Consider the following 22865-nt stretch of genomic DNA (forward strand, 5'->3'; position numbering starts at 1 on the left):
CGCCAAAGTGAATCCATGTGGACAAGAAGTTCTACTTTATATTACACCGAATGGCAATAAGAAATCAGCGATTATTACGTCGAATGATAAAGGAATAGCAAGAATTAAAAGAATGACATTTGATTGTATTCAAATTGAAGATATTCAAATTGATTTTCTTAAAAATAAATGTTCATTTACTTGCTACGAACGACTAGGTAATGAAATGACTTCCACGATACAATACATACTGCTTGGATTCTTTATTCGATATCATGATAAATCAATGGCCTATTTTACGTTCGGAAAACCTCTTACATAACCACCGCCCCGCCTAACTCTAGGCGGTATTTTTTCCGATTTTATCCTGCACGAAATAGACGGGAATGTGATACAATAGTAGTAATCAGAATATTTTGATTAAAACAAGGGGGGATCACAATGTTACACGTACAACTAATGAAACCGTTCTACTCAAAACTAGAAGGACAAAAGATGAAATTGGTATTTGCTTATCAATACTTTTCCATAAAAAAAGATGACGAACTCTTTCACTTCATTCCTGTCGAAGGCAAAGAAATCATCGTCAATATGAACACATACCAAGTGGAAAACTTATCTGAAGTTTTCGTTTTTCAAAAAGGTAATCGCTTTATTCGTTTGCCACTCTATCAATTATTGCTAGTGTCAGATATTCATACGCATCTGCAAACAATTTTACAACACGGCGAACCGGAAGACAGAGAGCCTGGTAGCGATGTAAAAGAAGAAGCAAACGAATTCATCTCTTTATTAGAAGAAGCAAATCTTAGTCGAATGATTGACTACGCTCTTCAAAATCGCGATGAAAATCTCTTTAATCGTTTATTACACTAACCGTTGGAGGATACCCATGGAATTCTATAAAAAATGAAAACACCTACCTTAATTTATATGAGGAAGGTGTTTTTATGTGGACTTTTTTTCTGGTTAAAGGCAGATGTTGATGCGAGGAAAAGAATTTAGTATGTAACATAGGAATAATCGGGAACCACGTAGGAAAAATAGGGATTTACGTAGGAAAAAATAAGCGTCACGTAGGAATCTTGATTTCACGTCTGACTTTTTACCGTTCACGTCTGAAAAAATAGACTTCACGTCTGAAAAAACGGCATCGACGTCTGAAAAATACGTGCTCACGTCTGACAAATGAAATATTGGTCATGATATGCCGAATACTGTAAGAATAGCTATCTCCTTTAAAAATGACCACCTCTTAATAAGATTCACTTCCATCTTATAATAATAGTAAAACCCTTCATCGAACGAATCAATCGAGGAAGGGTTCTATTCGTATTTGTCCATAGAATACGCTCCTAGAATGAAGTAAACATATACAAACCAATGATAAATACACTTGAACCAATGACGCCGAACAATAAATCGGCTGCACTTAAATCAAATAGTTTGCCAAATTTCAAACCTAACACGTCCTTTCTAAATAAATTCTCTGCTCGAAGTAGTGAAATTCTTCATCTGTTTGTGCATTATGACATGCTATCAATTGCGCATTGCAGGAAATACGATGAAGTTATTATATGTAAGCGTTTTCCTTTGATAGGTTATATAAAGTGTAGGTTTGAATAAAAATATTTATTCATTTATGTGAGATAAAACAAAATTCGATTTTGCTGCCCTTTTTCAAGAGGAAATTTGGTTTTTGGAATGGTATTAGTATGCAAAATTCAAATTTAGAGAGAAATATTTCATTCTACAAACAAGAGATTTAAACTATAGAAGAGCTGTTACTCCCTTTTTGGGGAAGGGGAAATAGAGGGAATAGGATTTCCATACATAGTGCAGCGGCTAGCTCGACTCATTCCTATTTAACCGCTTGCAGTTTAAACTCCATGAACAATATCCTTACTCCCTATTTAGGTTGGGGCCTAAATCTTGAAATGAAAATAACGCAAAAAGTGTAAGTAGAGTTGGGAGCTTACACTTTTTTGCGTTGGTTAAACTCTCAATGTTTAGAATAAATTAAGCTGAAGAGACCGAAATTTCATCTTCGGTCGAGGGTTTGTTTAAAAGGGTTAGCGCTTCTCTAAATTCTCAAGTCTCAGAAATGCTTTACTTATATGGAATAAAATACGGTCCTCAAACAAATATCTTGTCGAAAATAGTTGGATTAAATCCTGTTAATACATGGAAAATTATGACTCAATGCATTAAAATCTCACATTAATAATCAATTCTTTCAAAAAATACACTAATTTTCTGAAACTATGTCCTTTTGACGTTACAAATGATGTCGATATTTGGTAAAGTAAATAAAAGAATACTAGCTTAAGATAGTAAAGGAAGGATTTCGAACTTATGATTTTTGATTTTCGATTTTGGCGATATCTTGCAAATCAGCAAGAACTAATAGATAATCTTGGCTTTTCCACGATACGAGACTTTAAGAAACGTGTATGGATGGTAGGCTTTTTCGGATTACTATTATTTATAGTACAAGAGCTGTGGGGTATGAATACACAGCAAATCACCTCTGTATATGCAGCGGGTGGGACAGATCCATTTGCAATTGCACGACTCGTATCACTAGCCGGAATTATTATTTGGGCATTCCTCTACCTTTCATTCCACTTTTTTGGCATTTCATTCCTATTAAATAAAATCACAGGAATCGAGTTATCAAAACTAGCCGTTTTACAACTGTTTGTCGTGGGAATTCTATTACTTGAAAAAGCTTTGTTATTCTTTATCTTTGTCCTTTTGGGTGTCACCACGCCAGTGTCCTTATTTTCATTTGGACCACTCGCAGCCACTTTATTGGACCATGCATTTCTAGTATTTTTCTTTAATCAATTATCAATTTTCACAGCACTGATTATTGCGTTACAAGTTCGTTTTATTCGTTCATTTACGGAGATGAACCCTCGCATTATATTCCTAATTATTATTACAATTCATATAGTCATGGCCTTAATTACAGCGACTGTTAGCATTCTTCCTCTAGAAGAATGGTACCTACAATTAGTAGAAGGGGGTGCCTTCAATGAATAAATGGTTAAGCATTTGCCTATCTATCGCTATTTCAGCGTTCATTGGAGCCAACGCAATCCTGTTATTTAGTGATAAGAGCTTCGTTTTAAAAGATGTCTATGTACATAACTATGAACGTCTAGCTAATGATTCTTTTGAGGAACTATTACCAAAAGAATCACTCGTTGCACCACAAAGTATGAATACTATTTATATTAAAAATGAAGACACAATAAAAGATTGGTTAGTGAAAGAAGGGGACGTTGTTACTGTTGGGCAAGAACTGGCCACACTTAACACGTCTACTGCGGACGAGCAAAAAAGTCTGTGGGAATCAGAAGAAAAAGCTCTTGAAAGCCAGCTGACTGAACTTAATTCAACGGTTCGTACATTACAATCGGATCGAACAAAAGCAGAAAACTCAAACTCGAGCAGCTCGAACGGCAGCACCTCAGATAACGTGACTGAATCTACTGAAGACCAAACCGTAAATGTAGACATTAATGTGGATGTCGGGGTTGATGTTGTTGTTTCTCAAGATGGTGCGTTTGCTCAAGCCATCGCACATGCACAAGAAAAAATTGCTGATGTGAATCAGCAATTGGAAGTCGTTGAAGCACAACTGGCTCAAGAAGGTGCGGCTGCAGTCATTAGCCCTGTGGATGGCGTGGTGTCGAGAATACGAGATACCAATGACCGACTTGCAATTGAAATTTACAGCACGGAAAAAATCATGATCACCTATGCTATTGAAGAGCAATGGCAAGATATCCAAGTAAACGATCGCGTTCGTTTGCAAGCAGATGGAATGGATCGTTCAATTGAAGGAACTGTTACGGAAATATCGCAAGTTCCTGCACGCGATTCCGAATATCTCACTACTTATAAATCACTAGATCCAAAAGAGCATGCGAATCCACTTGCATACTATGAAGTGCGTATACAAGCTAATGAACCGATAGAAAACTTGCCATTTGGCAACAACACGAATGCTATGATCATCGTCAACGAAGCGAAGCAAGCGCCATCTGTAAATACGGCTTGGCTTTACGACCGTTTAGACGAATCAGCTGTTGCATACGTAATGAGTCAAAATGGATTTGCCGCGAAACTACCTGTTACCATCGCATTTGACTGGAAAACACGTTCTGTCATTAGTGAAGGATTACAAGCGGGTTCAATTGTGGTGTATGAACCGAAAATTACCGACTATCGCTACGCACCAGCCATTTTCCTTCCGATGCCTGTCGATTCACCATCATGGGAATCTGCCAAAGCAATTGGCTGGAAAAACTATATTAAATACTTGGTGTTTTAAACCAGTACAAAAGTCTCTTTCCGCCATGGAAAGAGACTTTTGTTGTTTGGATTACCACTTAACGTGAAGAAAATAGGATACCCCCAAGAGACTTGCTAACGCTATCTTGAAAGAAACCATCCCCACACCCGCGTTCGTTTTGATATGATAGAAAAAATACTATTTTCAAAGGAGCACAAAGCCATGCCCACTTTTGAACAATACTTCCTTATGAACACTGAAAACGTCATTCATTATGTGAAATCTAAAATAGATTCTTTTCAAAATGCAAAACATATTTCGTGCACGGAAATAGGTGATGGCAACTTAAACTACGTTTACCGAGTCGTCAATACAGAAACGAACGAATCAGTTATCGTCAAACAAGCAGGAACCACTGCGCGCATTTCAGACGAATTCGTCCTATCAACAAGTCGCAACAAAATTGAAACCGAAGCGCTAAAATTACAACATACACTAGCACCAGGACTAGTCCCGGAAATTTACTTACTCGATGAAATCATGAGTTGCTGCATCATGGAAGACTTATCAAAATTAACAATCATGCGTACAGCGCTAACTAATTTTGAGACATTTCCACATTTCGCTGAACACATCACCGACTTCCTTGTGAACACCTTACTTGGCACATCAGACGTCGTGCTAAACCATAAAGATAAGAAAGAATTAGTTCGCACATTCATCAACCCTGAGCTTTGCGAAATCTCGGAAGACCTTGTGTTTACTGAGCCTTTCCATAACAATTTTAACCGTAACGAAGTAACACCTGGCAACGAACAATTCGTTCAAAAACTTCTTTACTCAAACGAAGAGCTTCATCTAGAAGTCGCGAAATTAAAGTTCCATTTCATGAACAATACCCAATCACTTGTTCATGGCGACTTACACACAGGCTCCATCTTTATTGACCAAAACGACACCAAAGTCATCGATCCTGAATTTGCATTTTTTGGACCTATGGGCTACGACATCGGAAATATCATGGCGAACCTTATTTTTGCATGGGCTAGAGGACGCGCATACGAACATAAAGAATTCACGCAGTGGGTCGAGAACACTTTGTTCGACATCATGGACTTATTCGAAACGAAATTCCGCGCTGCATGGGAAGAGCATGCTACTGAAGTCGTTGCTAAAAACGCTGAATTCAAAGAGCACTATATCCAAAACATATTAAAAGATACAGCAGGCATGGCGGGGCTCGAACTTGCACGTCGTATCGTTGGACTCGCTAAAGTAAAAGATATCACCACCATTGAACCAATCGAAAAACGCCTAAAAGCAGAACGACTCTGCCTGCGCGTCGCAGTAGAACTGATTCTCAACCCACTAGAATTCCAAACAGGTGGACAATATATAGCAGCGCTCCAAAACGCACAACAGGAGGAAAACCAATGACAGAAGCACTCAATCCAATCGAATGGAAAAATAATGCCCTTGTATTACTTGATCAAACCAAATTACCAAATGAAGTCGTTTACGAAGAATTTACAACAGCCGAAAGCGTATGGGATGCCATCGTCACCATGAAAATCCGCGGTGCTCCTGCGATAGGCGTAGCAGCAGCATACGGCGTTTACTTAGGCGTTCGCGATTACAAAGCAGATACAGACCAAACCGTTTTGGTCGAAATAGTGCAAAAAACTGCAGCGTATTTAGCTACGTCAAGACCGACCGCGGTTAATTTATTTTGGGCACTAGACCGCATGAAATCAGTGACAGCTTCAAACTCTACTTATCAAAACGCGCTATTAGCAGAAGCACAAGCCATTCATAAAGAGGACGAAGAAATTAACCGCACCATCGGCGAGAATTTACTAACATTGCTTTCTGACGGCATCGGTATCTTGACGCATTGTAACGCTGGCGCTCTCGCTACATCGAAGTACGGAACAGCTACCGCTCCAATGTATTTAGCCAAAGAAAAAGGCTGGAATTTCAAAGTTTACGCAGATGAAACACGCCCGCGTTTACAAGGATCCACGTTAACGGCACTAGAACTAAGCAGAGCAGGAATTGACGTGACAGTTATAACAGATAGTATGGCAGCGATGGTCATGTCACAGGGCAAAGTCCAAGCTGTAATTGTTGGCTGTGACCGCGTTGCAGCAAACGGAGATACTGCTAATAAAATCGGTACTCTTAGCGTGTCCATTTTAGCCAAACACTATGGGATTCCTTTTTATATAGCAGCACCGACACCAACAATCGATTTGAATACGCCAAACGGAGCTGGCATTCCAATCGAAGAACGCCACAAATCTGAAGTCATCGAAGGTTTCGGCAAACTCACTGCACCTGCAGATGTCCATGTTTACAACCCAGCCTTTGATGTCACACCCGCTGAGCACATCACGGCGATCATAACTGAAAAAGGCATCGTCCAAGCACCATATACCGAAAACTTAAAGAAACTATTTGTGTGAAGCCCTATTTGCCTTTAAATTAAGCGCCACCAAACAAGGAGGGACGCCACTATGTATATGAAAGAAAGAAAAGAAGTTGTGGATTATTGTAAAATGCTTATCTCGAGAGGTCTTACAAAAGGAACAGGTGGAAACATCTCGCTTTTCAATCGAGAAGCCAATCACATGATTATTAGTCCCAGCGGAATCGATTACCACATCATGACAGCTGAAGATGTTGTCGTTTGCGATCTTCAAGGCAATGTCATTAACGGCGATAAAAAGCCTTCAAGTGAATACCCAATGCATGCGATTTTTTATGAAAAACGTACAGACATTAACGCCATAGTTCATACACATTCACTTAACGCTACTGTTCTTGCATCACTAAGATGGGAGCTGCCAGCAGTATCCTACCTTGTGGCATTTGCGGGAGAAAACGTTCGATGTGCAAAGTATGCAAGTTTCGGAACACCCGAACTAGCGACTAACGCTTTTGAAGGAATGAAGGATCGCCAAGCTGTTTTATTAGCAAATCACGGACTACTCGCTGGTTCAAATAACTTACCAACAGCCTTTGCAATTGCAGAAGAAATTGAATTTTGCTGCGAAGTATATGTAAAAGCAAAATCAATTGGAAATCCAGTTATCCTTGACCAAACAGAAATGAAAAGTATGGCAGAAAAATTCAAAACGTATGGCCAAAAATAATTCGAGTGCCAGGCACTTTCGCTTTCAATGGGAAATTCATTCCCTTACAAAGTGGAAGTGTCTGGCGCTTTTCTATTATGTGGAATGATAGTCTTGCATTAAGTAGAAGGTTACTTACAGAAAATATGGCATGGCATTTTATTTCAGTGAGTAAGTCTATTTGACTAGAATTTAAGGTGGATAAAAAAACCATTTAAATGGTATTGAACTGGTCTTATTACCTGTTTATTGGAATCTTCATAAAACTTTACAAATAATTATGAAAACCCTTACAATCCTTTGTTATAATCAGTGGGAATTACAATAAATTCTCTTTGAGGAGTGAAATGGATGACGAAAGAAGGCATTTTGAAGCATGCTTTCAGTAAGATCGCTTTAGCTTTCTTACTAGTAATATCGATGGTTACACCATTTGTCACGGTACCAAGTGCTCAAGCCGCAGAATCAATTACGGTTGCAGAAGCAATTGCGAATAATACAGGAACAGCTACAGTAAAAGGTTTCATTGTCGGAACTGCATCTAGTGGAACAAGTTACGACCAAGAAGCACCATTTACAGTCGCTACAAATATTGGACTAGCAGATAATCCAAATGAAACAGATACAACAAAAATTATTCCTGTTCAATTACCTACGGGTAGCGTACGTGCAGGAGTAAATTTAGTAGACAATCCTACTAACTTCAAAGCAGAAGTTACAATTACAGGAACACTAGGAGCATATTTCTCAGTTCCAGGTCTGAGAAGTGCAAGTGCATTTACAATCATAAACGGAGGCACTCCTCCTCCAGTAGCTGTAGAAGTGGCAGATATCGCGGCTGCTCGTGCAGTTACAGATCCGAATAAATTAATCAAAGTAACAGGTACTGTAACGACAGGCACAGGGTTCTGGGGTGGAAAAGCCTTTTATATCCAAGATGCGTCCGCAGGTATTTATGTATATACAACAGCAGCTGACGTTCAACCTGGTGACATCGTTGAACTTGAAGGGAAAGTAAGTCCATACAGCGGCGAACTTCAAATTCAACCATCTAAAGTAACCGTTATTTCTTCAGAAAACCCACTACCAGTAGCACAAGACATCACTCCAGCTGGTGTGAATGAAGATACTCAAAGTGAACGCATTCTATTAAACAATGTAACAATCACTAACCTTACATCAGTAAATGACTTCGGAACTTTCGAATTCACAGCTACACATGAAAACGGTGAATCAGTGGTGATTCGTAACGATAACCGCAATGGTTTGGCGTACAATGACTTCATCAAACGTTATGCAGAAGGCGACCTTGTAAACGTTTCAGGAATCGCATCTAAATTCAACACAACGTATCAAGTGAAAACACTAGGACTAGAAAGTTTTGACTTAGTGAACAAGCCCGCTGTCTATACAGATATTTTCCCAGGAACAGTATCTGAAGGCACAGACATTTCGTTAATTACACCAATCGATGGAGCGACTATCTACTATACGTTAGATGGGTCAACACCTACATCGGCAAGCACACCATACACAGCACCAATTACTTTATCAAAAGACACGACAATTAAAGCAATCGCTGTAAGGGACACGACTTCTGAAGTCTTCTCATTCACTTATAACGTGTTAAAAGTGGACAACCTTTTAATCCGTGACATTCAAGGCGAAGGTCACTATTCAGATTACCAAGGTGCTAATGTAAGAGACATCACAGGTGTAGTAACACATCTTTATAACTCAGCAAACTTTGTAATCCAAGACGTAAACCCAGATGAAGATAATACAACATCTGAAGCTATCATCGTAAACAAAACTTCAAATGGTCTTAATGTTGGTGACTTAGTTACCGTTGAAGGAACTGTTGAAGAATGGTACTACGAAGGATACTCAGATATGAAAACTGCTGACTTGCCAGTAACGCGCATCAAAGCGACTACTGCAGTGGCAAACGGAACACATGAACTTCCTGAACCATTAGTAATCGGAGACGACATCTTCCAACCGACTGAAATTATCGACAACGATGGCTTAACATCATTTGATCCGGCTGAAGACGGCATCGACTTCTATGAATCTATTGAGTTAATGCGTGTCGCAGTATCAGATGCAAAAATTGTAGGACCACAAAAATACGGTGAAGTGGTAGTTGTAGCAGGAAACTCTACAAACACTGAATTCAACGTTTTGGGTGGTATTAACATCTCGGAAAATGATTACAACCCAGAACGTATTATCGTAGACTTTGATAACGAATCATACGATGCAAAATCAGGTGACTACTATACGGGTGATATCGTTGGGGTTATGGGCTTCGGCTTCGGTAACTTCAAACTGTGGGCTAAAGAAGATACACTTCCACAAATCACACGTGTTGAAAAACCAAATCTAGTAACTGATATTGAACCAATTGAAGACAAGCTGAACGTAGCAGCTTATAACGTGGAAAACTTCTCAAACAACGTTGAACAAACACCGGATGAAAAAGTAGAGAAAATCGCTAAATCATTTGTTGAAAACATGAAGTCACCTGACATTATCACACTAGTAGAAGTTCAAGATAATGACGGTGCAACTGCTTCAAACAACGCCGACGCAACAGAAAGCTATGAGCGCCTGATTGCTGCAATCGTAGTAGCAGGAGGTCCAGCTTATGAGTGGACTGATATCGCACCTGAATATAATCAAGATGGTGGACAACCAGGCGGGAATATTCGCGTAGGGTATCTATACAATCCTGAACGTGTAACTCTTGCAGAAGGAACAAAAGGCGGTTCAACGGAAGCGGTAACGTGGGTAGATGGAGAACTTTCTAAAAACCCTGGTCGTATTCTTGACTTGCCTCAGGCCAACACACGTAAACCATTAGCAGCTCAATTTGAGTTCCAAGGTGAAAAAGTAGTCGTTATCGGCGCTCACTTAAACTCAAAAGGTGGAGATCAACCTTTATTTGGTAAAAACCAACCACCATTCTTAGGTTCTGAAGCAGAACGTATTGAACTTGCGACAATGATCAACAATTTTGTAAAAGCAGGACAAGCACAAGATCCGAACCTTAAAGTAATTGTAGCTGGGGATATGAATGATTTCGAATTCACACCAACGCTTGCAGCACTTAAAGGCGGCATCTTAACAAACATGATCGAAAAAGTCCCAGCTGGCGAACGTTTCACGTATTACTATCAAGGAAACAACCAAGTACTTGATCATATGTTGGTAACAGACAACTTGGCAAGCAAAACAAAAGTGGACATTATCCACATTAACGCGAACTACATGGAAATTCACGGTAATGCATCTGACCATGATCCAGTATTAATTCAAGTTGATTTACACAAAGAAGACACGTATACACTTTCTACTGATCAACCTAATTTTGAATTAGAAACTGGTGAAACAGCTCAAATCAACCTAACTGAAACAGCAACAAAATATGATGGTACAACGACTACTAAAGATGTAGCAGCTGAAGCCACTTACAGTGGTTTTGATTCGGACATCATTTCAGTAGAAAAAGGTGTTATCACGGCAAAAGCTGAAGGCTCAACAACAATTACTGCACAATACCGAGACAACTCCGTGACGATCAACGTGACTGTCTTTGCAATTGAAGATGGTGGAGTTATTGTTACAGAAGATGAAATTGACACTTCTACTCCTGTTATCAAAGTAGACGGAGTAGTTGAACATGAAGCAGGACACACCGAAATTCGTTTTACAGAATCTGCAGTCACTAAAATCGATGCTGCTGATAAAAATGTAGTCATCGATCTTTCAACAGGTTCATTCACTATCACGGCTGAAAACTTTGACGTCCTTGCGGTAAGTGGCGAATTCACTCTCAACTTAGACTATCAAGGACCAAAAGGTTTGTTGAAAGAGAAAAATCAAAGCAAAATCAAAGACGATTTAAAACTAAAAGATATGTCATTCGTTGATTCAACAGACAATGAAATTACAAATGGATTCAATGACTACTTCATTATTGTTTCAGAAGGCAAAAAGACTTCGGTCGATGGCGCTTACTATGACAATACTTCGAAAAAGTGGAAGTTTAAAAACATCAAAAATAAGTAGTTCAAAAAGTGTATATCACTGCGATTAAAGACTCTGGGTAAAATCCAGAGTCTTTTTTTAGGTACTATAACTTACGCAAGGAGCGGCTGAAATTGTATCTTCAGCCGCAGTTCAATTGAGTTGAAATGCTCTATTCAGTCGTTACCCAAAATGGTGTAAAGTAATATAGGTAGTGTCTTGAACACATAGAAAAGGGAGTATACAGCATGACAGGTAAAACACACATCATTGGCGGTTTGGCATCAAGTCTTGCGTTTGCACAAGTTACGAGTTATGATCCAGTTCTTTTAGTGGGAGCGGGCGTTATTGGCGCGATACTTCCAGATATTTGCCACGGTGGCAGTAAGGTTGGCCGGGCATTTCCAGTAGTTTCTAAAGTAATTAATGTGCTTTTTGGACATCGCTCATTTACACATAGTTTGCTGTTTTTAGTGATTATGGCGTTTCTTATGAATTCGTTCGTGACAAATGAATCGGTAACTGCGGGCGTATTAGTTGGAATGGCTAGTCACTTGATTTTAGATATGGCAACGAGAAACGGCATTAAATTGTTGTTTCCATTGAAGATAAGAGTACGATTCCCACTTACAACACGTACTGGAGGAACAGTAGAGTATATGGTGTTAGCTGCTCTATCGCTACTTTCTGTATATTTTGGCTATGAGGCATTTGGTTATTATTTATAAGATCATGTATTGGACATTTCGATTGAAACGCTCATAGTCGACAGAGAAACGCCGATAGTCGACAAGAAACCGCCCATAGAACTCGCGAAACGCCCATAGTCTACAGAAATCCGCCGATAGTCGACAAGGAACCGCTCATAGAACAAAACCTAGCAAAAAACTCAGCAATTGAGTCAATTGCTGAATCTTTTGCATGGATGTTCTTGAAATAAGGTGTTTTTGGTTAAAACGCCCATAGTCGACAGAAATCCGCCGATAGTCGACACGAAACCGCTCATAGAACAAAACCCAGCAAAAAAACCACCTGATATTTTGTTCGTTGAGAATATATGGCAATACAAAATGATATGTTATAATTTTTAGTAAAGTTTTATATTTGAAAGAGAACTGGGTGACAACATGAAAGAAAATACACAAAACTTATATGATTTTTTGATAACGCATTCGATTGAGATCACTGAAAGCTGGTTGGGATTGCGATTTACAAAAACAGGGTCACATTATTCAGCGGATGCATCCACTGAAGTTGCTGAGAGAATTAAGAAACAGAACATTACCTATGTAAGGGTGATTGCAGATTCACTTTTACAGTCTGAAGAAGAAATGAAAAAGAGTGTCCTTGATTGGACTAGTCAGACTGCTATAGATCGTGCTAATTCAGATACGTCTTTAAGCGATGTTGCGGAGCAACTTAGGTATTTCCGGAGAGTATATTGGCAGTATATCGAAAAGTTTATGGAAACTTCTTTAGGGGATGTGACGATCAAGCAATGGTTTCAATGGGAAAAAACCATTAACATGACGTTTGATTTTATTTTTGAAAGTTTCTCAATTGTTTATATGAATGCTTTAACGACACGTTTAGTTTCGCAACAAGCTGTCATTAGAGATTTGAGTGCACCGATTATCCCGCTATCTAATCACGTAGGGGTGCTGCCGTTGATTGGAGATATCGATTCGATTAGAGCAACTTGTATTTTAGATAGCACACTTACGCAAAGCCTTAAACTAGAGTTACAGTCATTAATCATTGATTTATCAGGCGTTCCTGTGATGGATACACATGTGGCGAATCAAATTTTTAAAGTTATTGATTCATTGCGTCTTGTTGGGATTACAGCCACTCTTTCTGGCATTAGTCCTGTTGTAGCGCAAACTGCTGTTCAGCTAGGTATTGATTTTAAAGCCATACCAACATTTGGCTCTTTAAAACAAGCGATTAAAACTCTTCAGGAAAAAGGATCAATTTAGATTCAAATGAAGGATTATCATGTTAATTAAAGTAATTTTATATAACACCAGAAAGCCGCTGAAAAATATCTTCAGTGGCTTTTTGCGTGTCATTTGGGATACGTGGCTATTTTCTAATGGAGCATTTTGCATGGTAACCCAATTTTCATGTATAGTCGAACTAAGAGTTTTATGGAGGTGGAATCATGTTTGATTTTCAAGTATTAGGGGCTCAAATTGTTAAAGAACTTTCTACACTGATCGATCAACATGTCATTCTGACCGATAAAAACGGATTTGTGATAGCGAGTACGGATTCATCTAGATTGAACACATATCATGAAGGTGCGTTTATTGCGATGAAGAATCGCCAAGAATTTCATATGACCATTGATATGTGTAAAACATTAGAAGGTGTCCGTCCAGGGATGGTCATGCCCATAGTTATTGGGAATACCTCTATTGGAGGAATTGGCATAACGGGGAAACCATTTGAAGTTGAGAAATATGCCAAACTTGTTCGCAAAGTCGTCGAACTTTTTATTACTGAATTTATTTCGCGCCAGGATCGAGAACGTGGATTTCGGGAAATTGAGTTCTTTATATTAGACTTATTTACGACAGAACTTTCTCAAACAACACTGCAAGATCGCGCTAAACTTTTAAATATTGATATCAGCATTTACTCCCGTGTAGGGATCATTCATACAGAAGGCAACCCATTAGAAATTAACGAAATAGAAAATATTTTACGGGTTCAATTAATTCATACAGAATTAAAAATAATCCGCTGGGGGATGGATAAACTCGTCCTGTTAATACCCCAGATGACAAAAGTAGATCTACATCGTGGTTTACAGGACCTATTAGTCAAAATGAAAGAAAAGACGAAACGTCAAGTTATCATAGGAATCGGTGAACAAAAGGAGTTTTTCCAATTAAAAGAATCGTTCACTCAAGCTGAAGTAGCGGTCACTGTTGCTGAGAAACAAAACACAATTATTTTTCAAGAAGATTTAAAACTAGAACTGTTATACAATTCAATTCCGTTAGACACTAGAGAAGAATTCTTACGCCGCACGATTTCACCTATTGTGAAGGATGAAGAATTACTTAATACTCTAGAAGTATGGTTGAAAACTAAAGGGTCATTGCAAGAAATTGCTGATCAATTACATATTCATAAAAATACCTTGAAATACAGGCTTCAAAAAGCCGAAAAACTTCTTGATGTTGATTTTACAGATAAGAATGACCTTACGTTAATCTATACTGCGGTACGGATATATACAAATATTTAATGAAATACTCTCCATTCGGAGGGTGTTTTTGTCTTTTGGGACAAAAATTCTAATTATATTCTCTTAATATCTGTAGTTTTTTCCATAGTATTCATAGCAGTCAAAATAGTATGGTTACGTAAGCTATTACAATTTAGGGGTGAAGTACATAATGGAAGAACAAATTAAACAAAAATTCACTGAAATCGTGGGCATTCAGTATGTCAAACAATCGCAAGCGCAGCTACTAGCTTACTCGTATGATGCCACAGCAAACTTTCAAGCAAAACCAGATCTCGTCATCTCTCCCAAAAACATTGATGAAATAATAGAAATAGTAAAGCTTTGTAGCACGCACCGAATACCAATCGTTTCACGAGGTTCCGGCACAAATTTGGCAGCTGGAACGGTTCCAACTCAAGGCGGAATCGTTATATTATTCAATCGAATGAATCAAATCTTAGAACTCGATAAAGAAAACTTAACGATTACTGTTCAACCTGGAGTGATTACGCAAGACATTAGTAACTATGTAGAAATGCACGGTTTCTTTTATCCACCAGATCCAAGCTCAATGAAAATCTCGACAATCGGTGGAAATGTCAGTGAAAACTCAGGAGGATTACGAGGACTAAAATATGGGGTCACAAAGGACTATGTTAGAGCGCTCACCACTGTACTTCCGGATGGCTCTGTCTTGAAAACTGGAGGAAAACTTGCTAAAGATGTTGCTGGATATGATTTAAACTCTTTACTCGTGGGCTCTGAAGGTACTCTTGGAATTATCACAGAAATTACACTTAAGCTAATCCCTCTACCTGTATATAAAAAAACAGGCATCGCTTACTTTAATTCGTTGGAAGATGCTGCAGAGACTGTTTCAGCGATCATCGCAAACAAAATTATACCTGCGACTCTTGAATTTATGGATCGAGGAACGATGGATGCAGTTGAAGAATTTATGAAACTCGGATTACCGAAAGATGCAGAAGCAATGCTTTTGATGGAGCAAGATGGCGATATTGAACTTGTTGAACGAGACATACAGCTCATGATTGATGTAGCAATTGAAAAAGGAGCGAAAGCAACAGCAATCGCCGCTTCAGTCAAGGAAGCTGACTTGTTGAAAACAGGTAGACGTTCTGCGTTATCAGCACTCTCAAGGAAACGTCCAACAACTATTCTTGAAGACGCAACGGTACCTCGTTCTGAAATTGCCAACATGGTACGCTCAATTCAAAAAATCGCTCTTAAATACAACGTCCAAATAAGTACATTCGGTCATGCGGGGGACGGCAATCTACATCCAACTTGTCTGACTGATATACGAGACCATGAAGAAATGGAACGTGTGGAACAAGCGCTTGAAGAAATATTTGAAGTGGCTATTTCACTAGGAGGGACCATAACGGGTGAACACGGAGTCGGTGAAATGAAAGCGCCTTACCTGGAATGGAAGCTTGGGGAAAGCGGTATCCAACTGATGAAGCAGATAAAACAAGCGATTGATCCACTCAACATCATGAACCCTGGTAAAATATTTGCCAAAGAGAAAAAGATGAGGGTGGTGATTCATCATGGTGAGTGAACTGCAACAACGTATGCAGGACAGCTTTCGTGAACACGTCAACGAAGAATATATTATGGACTGTATGCGTTGTGGGTTTTGTCTTCCTGCTTGTCCTACCTATTTAGCGACAGATCAAGATGAAACACATTCCCCGCGGGGACGGATTGCTTTAATGAAGGCGATGAGGGACGGAGACGTTGTCTGGGACGGTTCAGTAGAAGAATCATTTGATGTCTGTCTAGGTTGTCGAGCATGTGAACCAGCATGTCCAGCTGGGGTTCAGTACGGTGCACTCATTGAAGAAACCAGAGTCGCAATACAACAAGTAAAGCCACAAACGATTAAGGAAAAAGGGATACGGAATGTAGCCTTCAACCATTTATTTGCAGATCAAAAGAAAATGGCGACAACAGTAAAGTTAGTTCAATTTTATCAAAAATCTGGACTGCAAAAAGTGACTCGGAAAATAGGATTCTTAGACTTGTTTCCACCATTCATGAAAGAGATGGAAAGTGTCTTACCTAAAATTGAAAGAAAATCAAAATCTGCACCTGTATCTTCTCCAAAAACTGTAAACGTCGCTTTTTTTACAGGCTGTTTAATGGATACATTATTTCAAGAGACCAACCGCAAAACGATTGCCTTACTTGAGAGACTCGGTGCTCAAGTTCACATACCAAAAGAGCAACAATGTTGTGGTGCCCTTCACGGACATAGTGGAGAACTAGCAAAAGGCGTTCGCAATGCACGTGCTAATATCGATGCATTTGATTCGGATGAGTATGACTTTATCGTAAATAATGCAGGTGGGTGTGGTGCCTTTTTATCTGAATATGAAAAGCATCTTCATTCTGACCCACTTTACAAAGAAAAAGCAGTTCGATTCTCAAGAAAAAATATCGATATTTCTTCTCTTTTAGTCAAACTTAACTTAAATGACTTATTAAAAAAGAGAGAATCGGATGGAGTTCAAGCCATTGTGACCTATCAAGATTCTTGTCACTTACGAAATGTGAACCGAGTCTTTCTTGAGCCAAGAATGCTTTTACAGGATGCTCCGGGCTTTGAATATAAAGAGCTAATTGATGCAGCAAGTTGCTGTGGCTCCGCAGGAATTTATAACTTGCTGCAACCGGAAATGGCATCTCGCATTCTTGAGGCCAAAATGAAAGGCGTTAAAATGCTCCAACCAGCGGTCATCGTAACCTCAAATCCAGGATGTTTAATGCAGATGCAAGTAGGGATTCAACGAGAAGGACTTGAAAAAGAAATGAAGGCTTTGCATATTGTTGATTTTCTGTTTAATGTGATTGAAAAAAATAATTTATAGCAAATACTGAAAGTAAAATCCAACATCCTGATTAGGTGTTGGATTTTTCCCTTTTGTTGCCATATACTTAATTTATTTAGCTAGAGGAGGTTGACGTCATAAAGAAAAAATATGTGTATATATTATCCTTTTTGATTACGATAGCCTTATTTATGACGATTTTCAGATGGAATGACTATCGAGAGAAAAAGCTAGTGGATGTTTTAGATGGCGAGGAAATAGAAAAAATCTTGTTTAATGAGCCACCATTTGATGAAGAAATTGCGTTTAACCGAACAGTAAGCGATCAAGATTCTATTGAAGAATTCGTGAATTTTCTCAAACAATATAAAGTGAAGAAAGTCGGAACGAGAAATTTTTCGTCTAAATATCCCAACGAACAATTTTCTTTTCAACTTGAATATAAAGATGAACGAATTAGTTTACCGTCGCTTATGGAACGAGATACAGTACTTGCAGAACACGATCAATATGTCGTTACAAATGGACCGATTGATTATAAATGGATTGAAGGCTTTAAAGATAAACACAAATAGTTGATCGTCTGGGTTTGAAACCATTAAAATTATGCAAGAAGCGTCTGAAAATGTGTCTTCAGAAGCTTCTTTTTTATGAATAGTGGAAATCATTACTTTTAAGTTGTTTTTTCTTTATTAAATTACTACGTTGAATAATGCAGCAGTTGATAAAGAAAGAGACAATTTGTACCTAGCAAGCCGCACGTGTGCCCAGCGCAAATGTACGATATGCAACAAAATAATCTCGAAGATCCTGTTATAGAGAAGAGGGAATTGGCTCCCATTCAACGAACGAACTGACAAGCTTTTTTATGCCTTACTAAATGAGAAAGAAAAAAGGGTTTTGTTTCAGGGGACAAGTATAAATGATGTAGATGTGTCTGAAACTAGAATGATCAAGTGTGCATTTTTGAATATTTTTCATTTAATTTCGCATAAAAAGATTCAAGTTGGGGTATTGAAAAGGAATAGAAGTACGGTTGGCACATGATGTTAATCGATTAGTGAAGTGGAGGGCGATGTAGATGAAGACGATGAATCGTGGAATGGTAACAGCATTTTCGGCCATTGGGATTGCGCAAGGGTTGAAAATCTTGACTCATAAGAGGTTAACGGGTAAATGGGATTGGAAGCAAGCGTTCACGACGGGCGGAATGCCGAGTTCCCATTCAGCTGGTGTAACAGCGCTGGCAACATATGTAGCAGCTAACAAAGGAACACGTCATACGGAAACGGCACTTGCTGCTGTTTTTGGAGTAATTGTCATGTATGATGCACAAGGAATTCGACGACATACAGGAGAAATTGCACAATTGGTCAATAATTTAGAAGACAGTATTGTAGCGATGTCGGGAGATTTCCCAAGTTTTGAATATGTACAAAGTGATAAAGAATTAAAGGAACTTCTAGGTCATCAACCGATAGAAGTGCTTGGTGGTGCTACTTTAGGTGCAATACTAGGACTTATCTCCGCTAAAATCGAAAATGATGAGAGACGTCAAGTGAGAACTTCACGGTATATGGATTAGGACAAAACTCCATACTTAAGATTTTCTGAAATCCAGTAGCTTTATATGCTACTGGATTTTTTGATGCAATCTTCTATTCCATAGGCGTTATTTTTTATTGTAATTAATTGGTATAATTGAGATAGTTATATATATGTATTTACAAGGGGGATTTTTGGTTGAATGATCAAAAAATACGGTTGTCTATAACGGGTGCTATAGTCTTGTTAAGTTTAGCAATTTTGTTTGCGGGCTCCCAAATTTCAAGTGCTATTTCAGATGCTTCGAGCAATAATCGGAACAGTGGTATTTATAATGAACTTAGAAGCATTAATGAAAAATTAGAAGCATTAATTGAAACACTGAAAGACAACAAGTAGGGCAAGGTTTCCATTGTTGTATGCAAGGATGGGGTATCCAAATGGATTCATGAAAGTGATGAAAGGTATAACTTTTAGAAAGTTCATATTTAGATTTACAATCACCTGAATCACGTTTTCAACATTTTTTAGTGGAATTATACTAAGTATATCTAAGAGCAGGCGCCCCAATAATCGTTTTGATTATTGGGGTTGCTTGTTCAGTCGACAAATAACAATTGCCATAGCTTCTAACATAGGACAATGGTAAAATCAGAAAAACACTTCGTACGATTATGAAACTATTAATGTAATAGTTTTTCCTTATAAGTATTGAGATATTTAAACCATGCAGTTGTTTATTTTATTTCCTAGAAAGGTGGAACCCCGGTATGAATGAACTTTTCTTAACGATGTTTGAACGTCTAGGAATTATTGTGATGATTGCGTTTGTATTAACTCGTTTTCGGTTTTTCCGTCAAATGATTTATCAAGATAAGCTAGGGAGTAAGCAACAGTTTGCGGCTATTTTGTTTTTTGGTTTTTTTGGTATTATCGGGACGTATACAGGCGTGTCATTCGATATGAGCACGCTAGACTTTAACCGCTGGGCTGCAGCGACAGGATTGTCGTCTGAAGAAGCAATCGCAAATACGCGGGTCATTGGCGTGGTAATGGCAGGTTTACTTGGTGGCTATAAAGTAGGGATAGGAGCGGGACTCATTGCCGGGATTCACCGATTTACGTTAGGAGGATATACGGCGCTAGCGTGTGGTCTTGCTGCAATTGTCGCTGGGGTTCTTGCAGGTGCTTTTCATAAGAAGAATATAAAAAACAAGGTTAGTTATGCGTTTTTTGTTGGTGCTTTAGCAGAGACCATTCAAATGATTATTATTTTAGTGTTGGCTAAACCTTTCGATAAAGCACTTACTCTTGTTGAGGTTATTGGCATTCCGATGATTTTGGCTAATGGAGTCGGTTCTGCGTTGTTCCTATTGATTACCAAAAGTGTATTTAATGAAGAAGAAAAAGCCGGTGCGTTACAAGCTCAGAAAACGTTAAGAATTGCAGATCAGACTCTTGTTTATTTAAGGAAGGGTATGGACGTTGAATCAGCTAAAATTGTATGCGGTATTTTACATAAAGAAATAGAAACAAGCGCAGTTGCGATGACAAATCGTACAGAGATCTTGTCCCATGTTGGTATCGGGGACGATCATCATCGGGCGCATTTACCTATACAAACGGATCTAACAAGAAAAGTCATTCAGCAAGGCGAACTCATTATTTCTCTGGATCGTTCCATTCATTGTGGCAATAAAAATTGTCCACTTGGCGTTGCAGTTATTGCGCCATTAAAGCAGCGTGGTGAAACGATTGGCACATTGAAGTTTTACTTTCCTTCAGAAAAGAAGATAACAAACGTTACACTTGAACTCATTTCTGGTTTAAGTATGTTGTTAAGTACACAACTGGAAATTGCAGAGGCAGATAAGTCATATCAGCTTGCTAAGGAAGCGGAAATTAAAGCGTTACAAGCTCAAATTAGTCCCCATTTTCTGTTTAATACGTTGAATACTATTGTCTCGCTCGTTCGAATTGAACCGGTAAAAGCAAGAAAGTTACTTATATCGCTGTCTCACTTTTTGCGTCAAAATCTCAATGTTACCACTGAAACAATGACGACACTTGAGCAAGAGCTAAAACATGTAAAAGCGTATTTAGAGATAGAAGAAGCACGTTTTTTTAATAAACTAATCGTTGAATACAACATAGACGACAAAATACTGTTAGAAAATATTCCTCCGCTTACATTACAACCAATTGTTGAAAATGCAGTGAAACATGGAATTAAAGATAAGAGCGAGAACTGTTTGATTAAAATTAGCATACAAAGAGAAAATTCGACGACGATAGTTTGTGTCGAAGATAATGGACAAGGCATGACTCCAGAACGGATTGCACAGTTAGGTAAGGAACGCGCAGTTTCAGATAGTGGAACTGGAATTGGACTTTACAATGTGAATAGACGATTAACGATGATGTTTGGCGAGGAGAGTACTCTTCGTATTGATAGCGAACAAAATAAAGGCACAAAAGTTTCTTTTATTATGGGATAAAGGGGGGAAGAACATGGACAATTTGATTCGCGTTTTAGTTGTAGATGATGAACATTATAGCCGTGATGAACTCAAGCATTTATTAGGTGAGTTTGCATCCGTGCAAATCGTAGGAGAAGCTGATTCTGGTGAAGATGCAATTGTTAAAGCGCTCTACCATCAACCCGATGTAATTTTCCTCGATGTTGAAATGCCGAAAATGAATGGGATGGAAGTGGCGAAGGCATTAATGGAGTTGAAAAAGAGGCCGTTAATTATCTTTGCAACAGCCTATCCACATTTTGCAGCTGAAGCATTTCGATATGAAGCAACTGATTATTTGCTGAAACCCTATGATGAAGAACAATTGCAACAGACCATACAACGAATCGAGAAATTACTTGCTAATTCCTCTGAGAATGAAGTAACTAAACCACTAGGAAAACTAGCGGTTGAAGCAGAAGGCGAAATCTTTTATTTAGAGCCGAAAGAAATTATCTATATTTACCGAGATGAAAAAGTATCGAAGATCATAACCACTACACAAAGTTATGAAGTTCGTACATCATTAAAGGAGTTAGAGAGTCGATTGATCCCTTTCTCCTTTTTCCGAATCCACAAGAGTTTTCTTGTTAACTTAACTTATGTAGCACGCTTAACACCTTGGTTTAATGGAGCTTATGAAGTAGAAATGGTTGGAAGAGAAGAAATGCTATCGGTTAGCCGTAATTATGTGAAAGCTCTTAGAGGACGCCTTGAAATATAGAAGTTTTTACTTAATGAAAATACGGAAATATAGAGAAACGCCGATAGACGACAAAGAACCGCTCATAGCCAAGTCTTTTGCGCCGATAGTCGACAAAAATCCGCCGATAGCCAAGTCTTTTGCGCTGATAGACGACACAACTCCGCCGATAGCAAATATCAACAGTTAATATAAACCACCAAAACCAAGAATCTGATTTGATAAGGACATCCACAAAAGCGGATGTCCCCATTTTTGTTAAACCGCTGATAGACGACACGAAAGCGCTGATAGACGACAAAGAACCGCCGATAGTCGACAGAAAACCGCCGATAGCCAAGTCTTTTCCGCCGATAGTCGACACAAATCCGCTCATAGAAAAAACCCTCTACATCCAGAGACTTCAACTTCAGTTGGAGTCTCATTTTATTTGGAAAATTTAATATTCTGATATTGTATACACATTTCACTCCTTTATATGAACCTCTTAATCTTCCAAACTGACATGTTGTCACGCAAATGACCTATTTTTGTCACATAACCTCTAC

19 protein-coding genes are annotated in these 22865 nt (G+C 38.6%); 18 read left to right on the plus strand and 1 reads right to left on the minus strand.

Annotation, left to right across the window (positions count from 1 at the left end; translation table 11 throughout):
- The first annotated feature begins 7 nt into the window (after positions 1-7).
- The 18 genes from WBG45_RS00495 to WBG45_RS00580 all read left to right on the plus strand — a co-directional run bounded on the left by WBG45_RS00495 (position 8) and on the right by WBG45_RS00580 (position 22338).
- Positions 8-301, plus strand: coding sequence for a hypothetical protein (locus WBG45_RS00495; RefSeq protein ID WP_424411839.1), 294 nt, complete (start codon positions 8-10; stop codon positions 299-301).
- Positions 302-420: 119 nt separating this feature from the next.
- The gene (locus tag WBG45_RS00500; RefSeq protein ID WP_024535530.1) at positions 421-855 is read left to right on the plus strand and encodes a transcriptional regulator; all 435 of its coding nucleotides are present in this window, start codon (positions 421-423) and stop codon (positions 853-855) included.
- Between the two features lie 1479 nt (positions 856-2334).
- Entirely contained in the window at positions 2335-3027 is a 693-nt protein-coding gene (locus tag WBG45_RS00505; RefSeq protein WP_424411840.1) for a hypothetical protein, read from the plus strand.
- A complete protein-coding gene (locus WBG45_RS00510) occupies positions 3020-4324 on the plus strand; it encodes an efflux RND transporter periplasmic adaptor subunit (protein ID WP_424411841.1) in 1305 nt (434 codons plus the stop codon). The genes WBG45_RS00505 and WBG45_RS00510 overlap by 8 nt, the downstream gene beginning before the upstream one ends.
- A gap of 183 nt (positions 4325-4507) precedes the next feature.
- A complete protein-coding gene (mtnK, locus tag WBG45_RS00515) occupies positions 4508-5722 on the plus strand; it encodes an S-methyl-5-thioribose kinase (RefSeq protein WP_424411842.1) in 1215 nt (404 codons plus the stop codon).
- Positions 5719-6750 (plus strand): S-methyl-5-thioribose-1-phosphate isomerase, encoded by a 1032-nt coding sequence (gene mtnA / locus WBG45_RS00520; protein ID WP_424411843.1) that lies wholly within the window; start codon positions 5719-5721, stop codon positions 6748-6750. The genes mtnK and mtnA overlap by 4 nt, the downstream gene beginning before the upstream one ends.
- 51 nt (positions 6751-6801) lie before the next feature.
- Positions 6802-7440 carry an L-fuculose-phosphate aldolase gene (locus WBG45_RS00525; RefSeq protein ID WP_424411844.1) on the plus strand — a complete coding sequence of 213 codons (639 nt, stop codon included), beginning with the start codon at positions 6802-6804 and terminating at the stop codon, positions 7438-7440.
- Between the two features lie 330 nt (positions 7441-7770).
- The gene (locus WBG45_RS00530; RefSeq protein WP_424411845.1) at positions 7771-11493 is read left to right on the plus strand and encodes a DUF6359 domain-containing protein; all 3723 of its coding nucleotides are present in this window, start codon (positions 7771-7773) and stop codon (positions 11491-11493) included.
- A gap of 206 nt (positions 11494-11699) precedes the next feature.
- The gene (locus tag WBG45_RS00535) at positions 11700-12179 is read left to right on the plus strand and encodes a metal-dependent hydrolase (protein WP_424411846.1); all 480 of its coding nucleotides are present in this window, start codon (positions 11700-11702) and stop codon (positions 12177-12179) included.
- Between the two features lie 399 nt (positions 12180-12578).
- Entirely contained in the window at positions 12579-13430 is an 852-nt protein-coding gene (locus tag WBG45_RS00540; protein WP_424411847.1) for an STAS domain-containing protein, read from the plus strand.
- Positions 13431-13615: 185 nt separating this feature from the next.
- Positions 13616-14710 carry a CdaR family transcriptional regulator gene (locus tag WBG45_RS00545; RefSeq protein ID WP_424411848.1) on the plus strand — a complete coding sequence of 365 codons (1095 nt, stop codon included), beginning with the start codon at positions 13616-13618 and terminating at the stop codon, positions 14708-14710.
- 151 nt (positions 14711-14861) lie between these two features.
- On the plus strand, positions 14862-16277 hold the full coding sequence (locus WBG45_RS00550; protein ID WP_424411849.1) for an FAD-binding oxidoreductase: 1416 nt from the start codon (positions 14862-14864) through the stop codon (positions 16275-16277).
- On the plus strand, positions 16267-17589 hold the full coding sequence (locus WBG45_RS00555) for a (Fe-S)-binding protein (RefSeq protein ID WP_424411850.1): 1323 nt from the start codon (positions 16267-16269) through the stop codon (positions 17587-17589). Before WBG45_RS00550 ends, WBG45_RS00555 begins: the two co-directional genes overlap by 11 nt.
- A 131-nt stretch (positions 17590-17720) precedes the next feature.
- A complete protein-coding gene (locus tag WBG45_RS00560) occupies positions 17721-18125 on the plus strand; it encodes a hypothetical protein (RefSeq protein WP_424411851.1) in 405 nt (134 codons plus the stop codon).
- 506 nt (positions 18126-18631) lie between these two features.
- A complete protein-coding gene (locus WBG45_RS00565; protein WP_424411852.1) occupies positions 18632-19135 on the plus strand; it encodes a divergent PAP2 family protein in 504 nt (167 codons plus the stop codon).
- Between the two features lie 158 nt (positions 19136-19293).
- Positions 19294-19494 carry a hypothetical protein gene (locus tag WBG45_RS00570; RefSeq protein WP_424411853.1) on the plus strand — a complete coding sequence of 67 codons (201 nt, stop codon included), beginning with the start codon at positions 19294-19296 and terminating at the stop codon, positions 19492-19494.
- Positions 19495-19865: 371 nt separating this feature from the next.
- Complete coding sequence (locus WBG45_RS00575) at positions 19866-21593, plus strand: LytS/YhcK type 5TM receptor domain-containing protein (protein WP_424411854.1); 1728 nt, start codon at positions 19866-19868, stop codon at positions 21591-21593.
- 13 nt (positions 21594-21606) lie between these two features.
- Complete coding sequence (locus WBG45_RS00580) at positions 21607-22338, plus strand: LytR/AlgR family response regulator transcription factor (RefSeq protein ID WP_424411855.1); 732 nt, start codon at positions 21607-21609, stop codon at positions 22336-22338.
- Between the two features lie 10 nt (positions 22339-22348).
- Here WBG45_RS00580 and WBG45_RS00585 read toward each other — a convergent pair whose 3' ends face one another.
- Positions 22349-22693 carry a hypothetical protein gene (locus WBG45_RS00585; RefSeq protein WP_424411856.1) on the minus strand — a complete coding sequence of 115 codons (345 nt, stop codon included), beginning with the start codon at positions 22691-22693 and terminating at the stop codon, positions 22349-22351.
- Positions 22694-22865 lie beyond the last annotated feature (172 nt).

Origin of the sequence: Paenisporosarcina sp. (assembly GCF_049671445.1) — a bacterium.
In the GTDB taxonomy this organism is placed as follows: domain Bacteria; phylum Bacillota; class Bacilli; order Bacillales_A; family Planococcaceae; genus Paenisporosarcina.

What these genes read in the sequence shown, in the direction of transcription:
- WBG45_RS00510 (WP_424411841.1), top strand. Translation starts at nt 3,020, where the DNA reads ATGAATAAATGGTTAAGCATTTGCCTATCTATCGCTATTTCAGCGTTC.
- WBG45_RS00530 (WP_424411845.1), top strand. Translation starts at nt 7,771, where the DNA reads ATGACGAAAGAAGGCATTTTGAAGCATGCTTTCAGTAAGATCGCTTTA.
- WBG45_RS00580 (WP_424411855.1), top strand. Translation starts at nt 21,607, where the DNA reads ATGGACAATTTGATTCGCGTTTTAGTTGTAGATGATGAACATTATAGC.
- WBG45_RS00565 (WP_424411852.1), top strand. Translation starts at nt 18,632, where the DNA reads ATGAAGACGATGAATCGTGGAATGGTAACAGCATTTTCGGCCATTGGG.
- WBG45_RS00550 (WP_424411849.1), top strand. Translation starts at nt 14,862, where the DNA reads ATGGAAGAACAAATTAAACAAAAATTCACTGAAATCGTGGGCATTCAG.
- WBG45_RS00585 (WP_424411856.1), bottom strand. Translation starts at nt 22,693, where the DNA reads ATGAGCGGATTTGTGTCGACTATCGGCGGAAAAGACTTGGCTATCGGC.
- WBG45_RS00500 (WP_024535530.1), top strand. Translation starts at nt 421, where the DNA reads ATGTTACACGTACAACTAATGAAACCGTTCTACTCAAAACTAGAAGGA.
- WBG45_RS00535 (WP_424411846.1), top strand. Translation starts at nt 11,700, where the DNA reads ATGACAGGTAAAACACACATCATTGGCGGTTTGGCATCAAGTCTTGCG.
- WBG45_RS00555 (WP_424411850.1), top strand. Translation starts at nt 16,267, where the DNA reads ATGGTGAGTGAACTGCAACAACGTATGCAGGACAGCTTTCGTGAACAC.
- mtnA (WP_424411843.1), top strand. Translation starts at nt 5,719, where the DNA reads ATGACAGAAGCACTCAATCCAATCGAATGGAAAAATAATGCCCTTGTA.
- WBG45_RS00545 (WP_424411848.1), top strand. Translation starts at nt 13,616, where the DNA reads ATGTTTGATTTTCAAGTATTAGGGGCTCAAATTGTTAAAGAACTTTCT.
- WBG45_RS00505 (WP_424411840.1), top strand. Translation starts at nt 2,335, where the DNA reads ATGATTTTTGATTTTCGATTTTGGCGATATCTTGCAAATCAGCAAGAA.
- WBG45_RS00575 (WP_424411854.1), top strand. Translation starts at nt 19,866, where the DNA reads ATGAATGAACTTTTCTTAACGATGTTTGAACGTCTAGGAATTATTGTG.
- WBG45_RS00540 (WP_424411847.1), top strand. Translation starts at nt 12,579, where the DNA reads ATGAAAGAAAATACACAAAACTTATATGATTTTTTGATAACGCATTCG.
- mtnK (WP_424411842.1), top strand. Translation starts at nt 4,508, where the DNA reads ATGCCCACTTTTGAACAATACTTCCTTATGAACACTGAAAACGTCATT.
- WBG45_RS00525 (WP_424411844.1), top strand. Translation starts at nt 6,802, where the DNA reads ATGTATATGAAAGAAAGAAAAGAAGTTGTGGATTATTGTAAAATGCTT.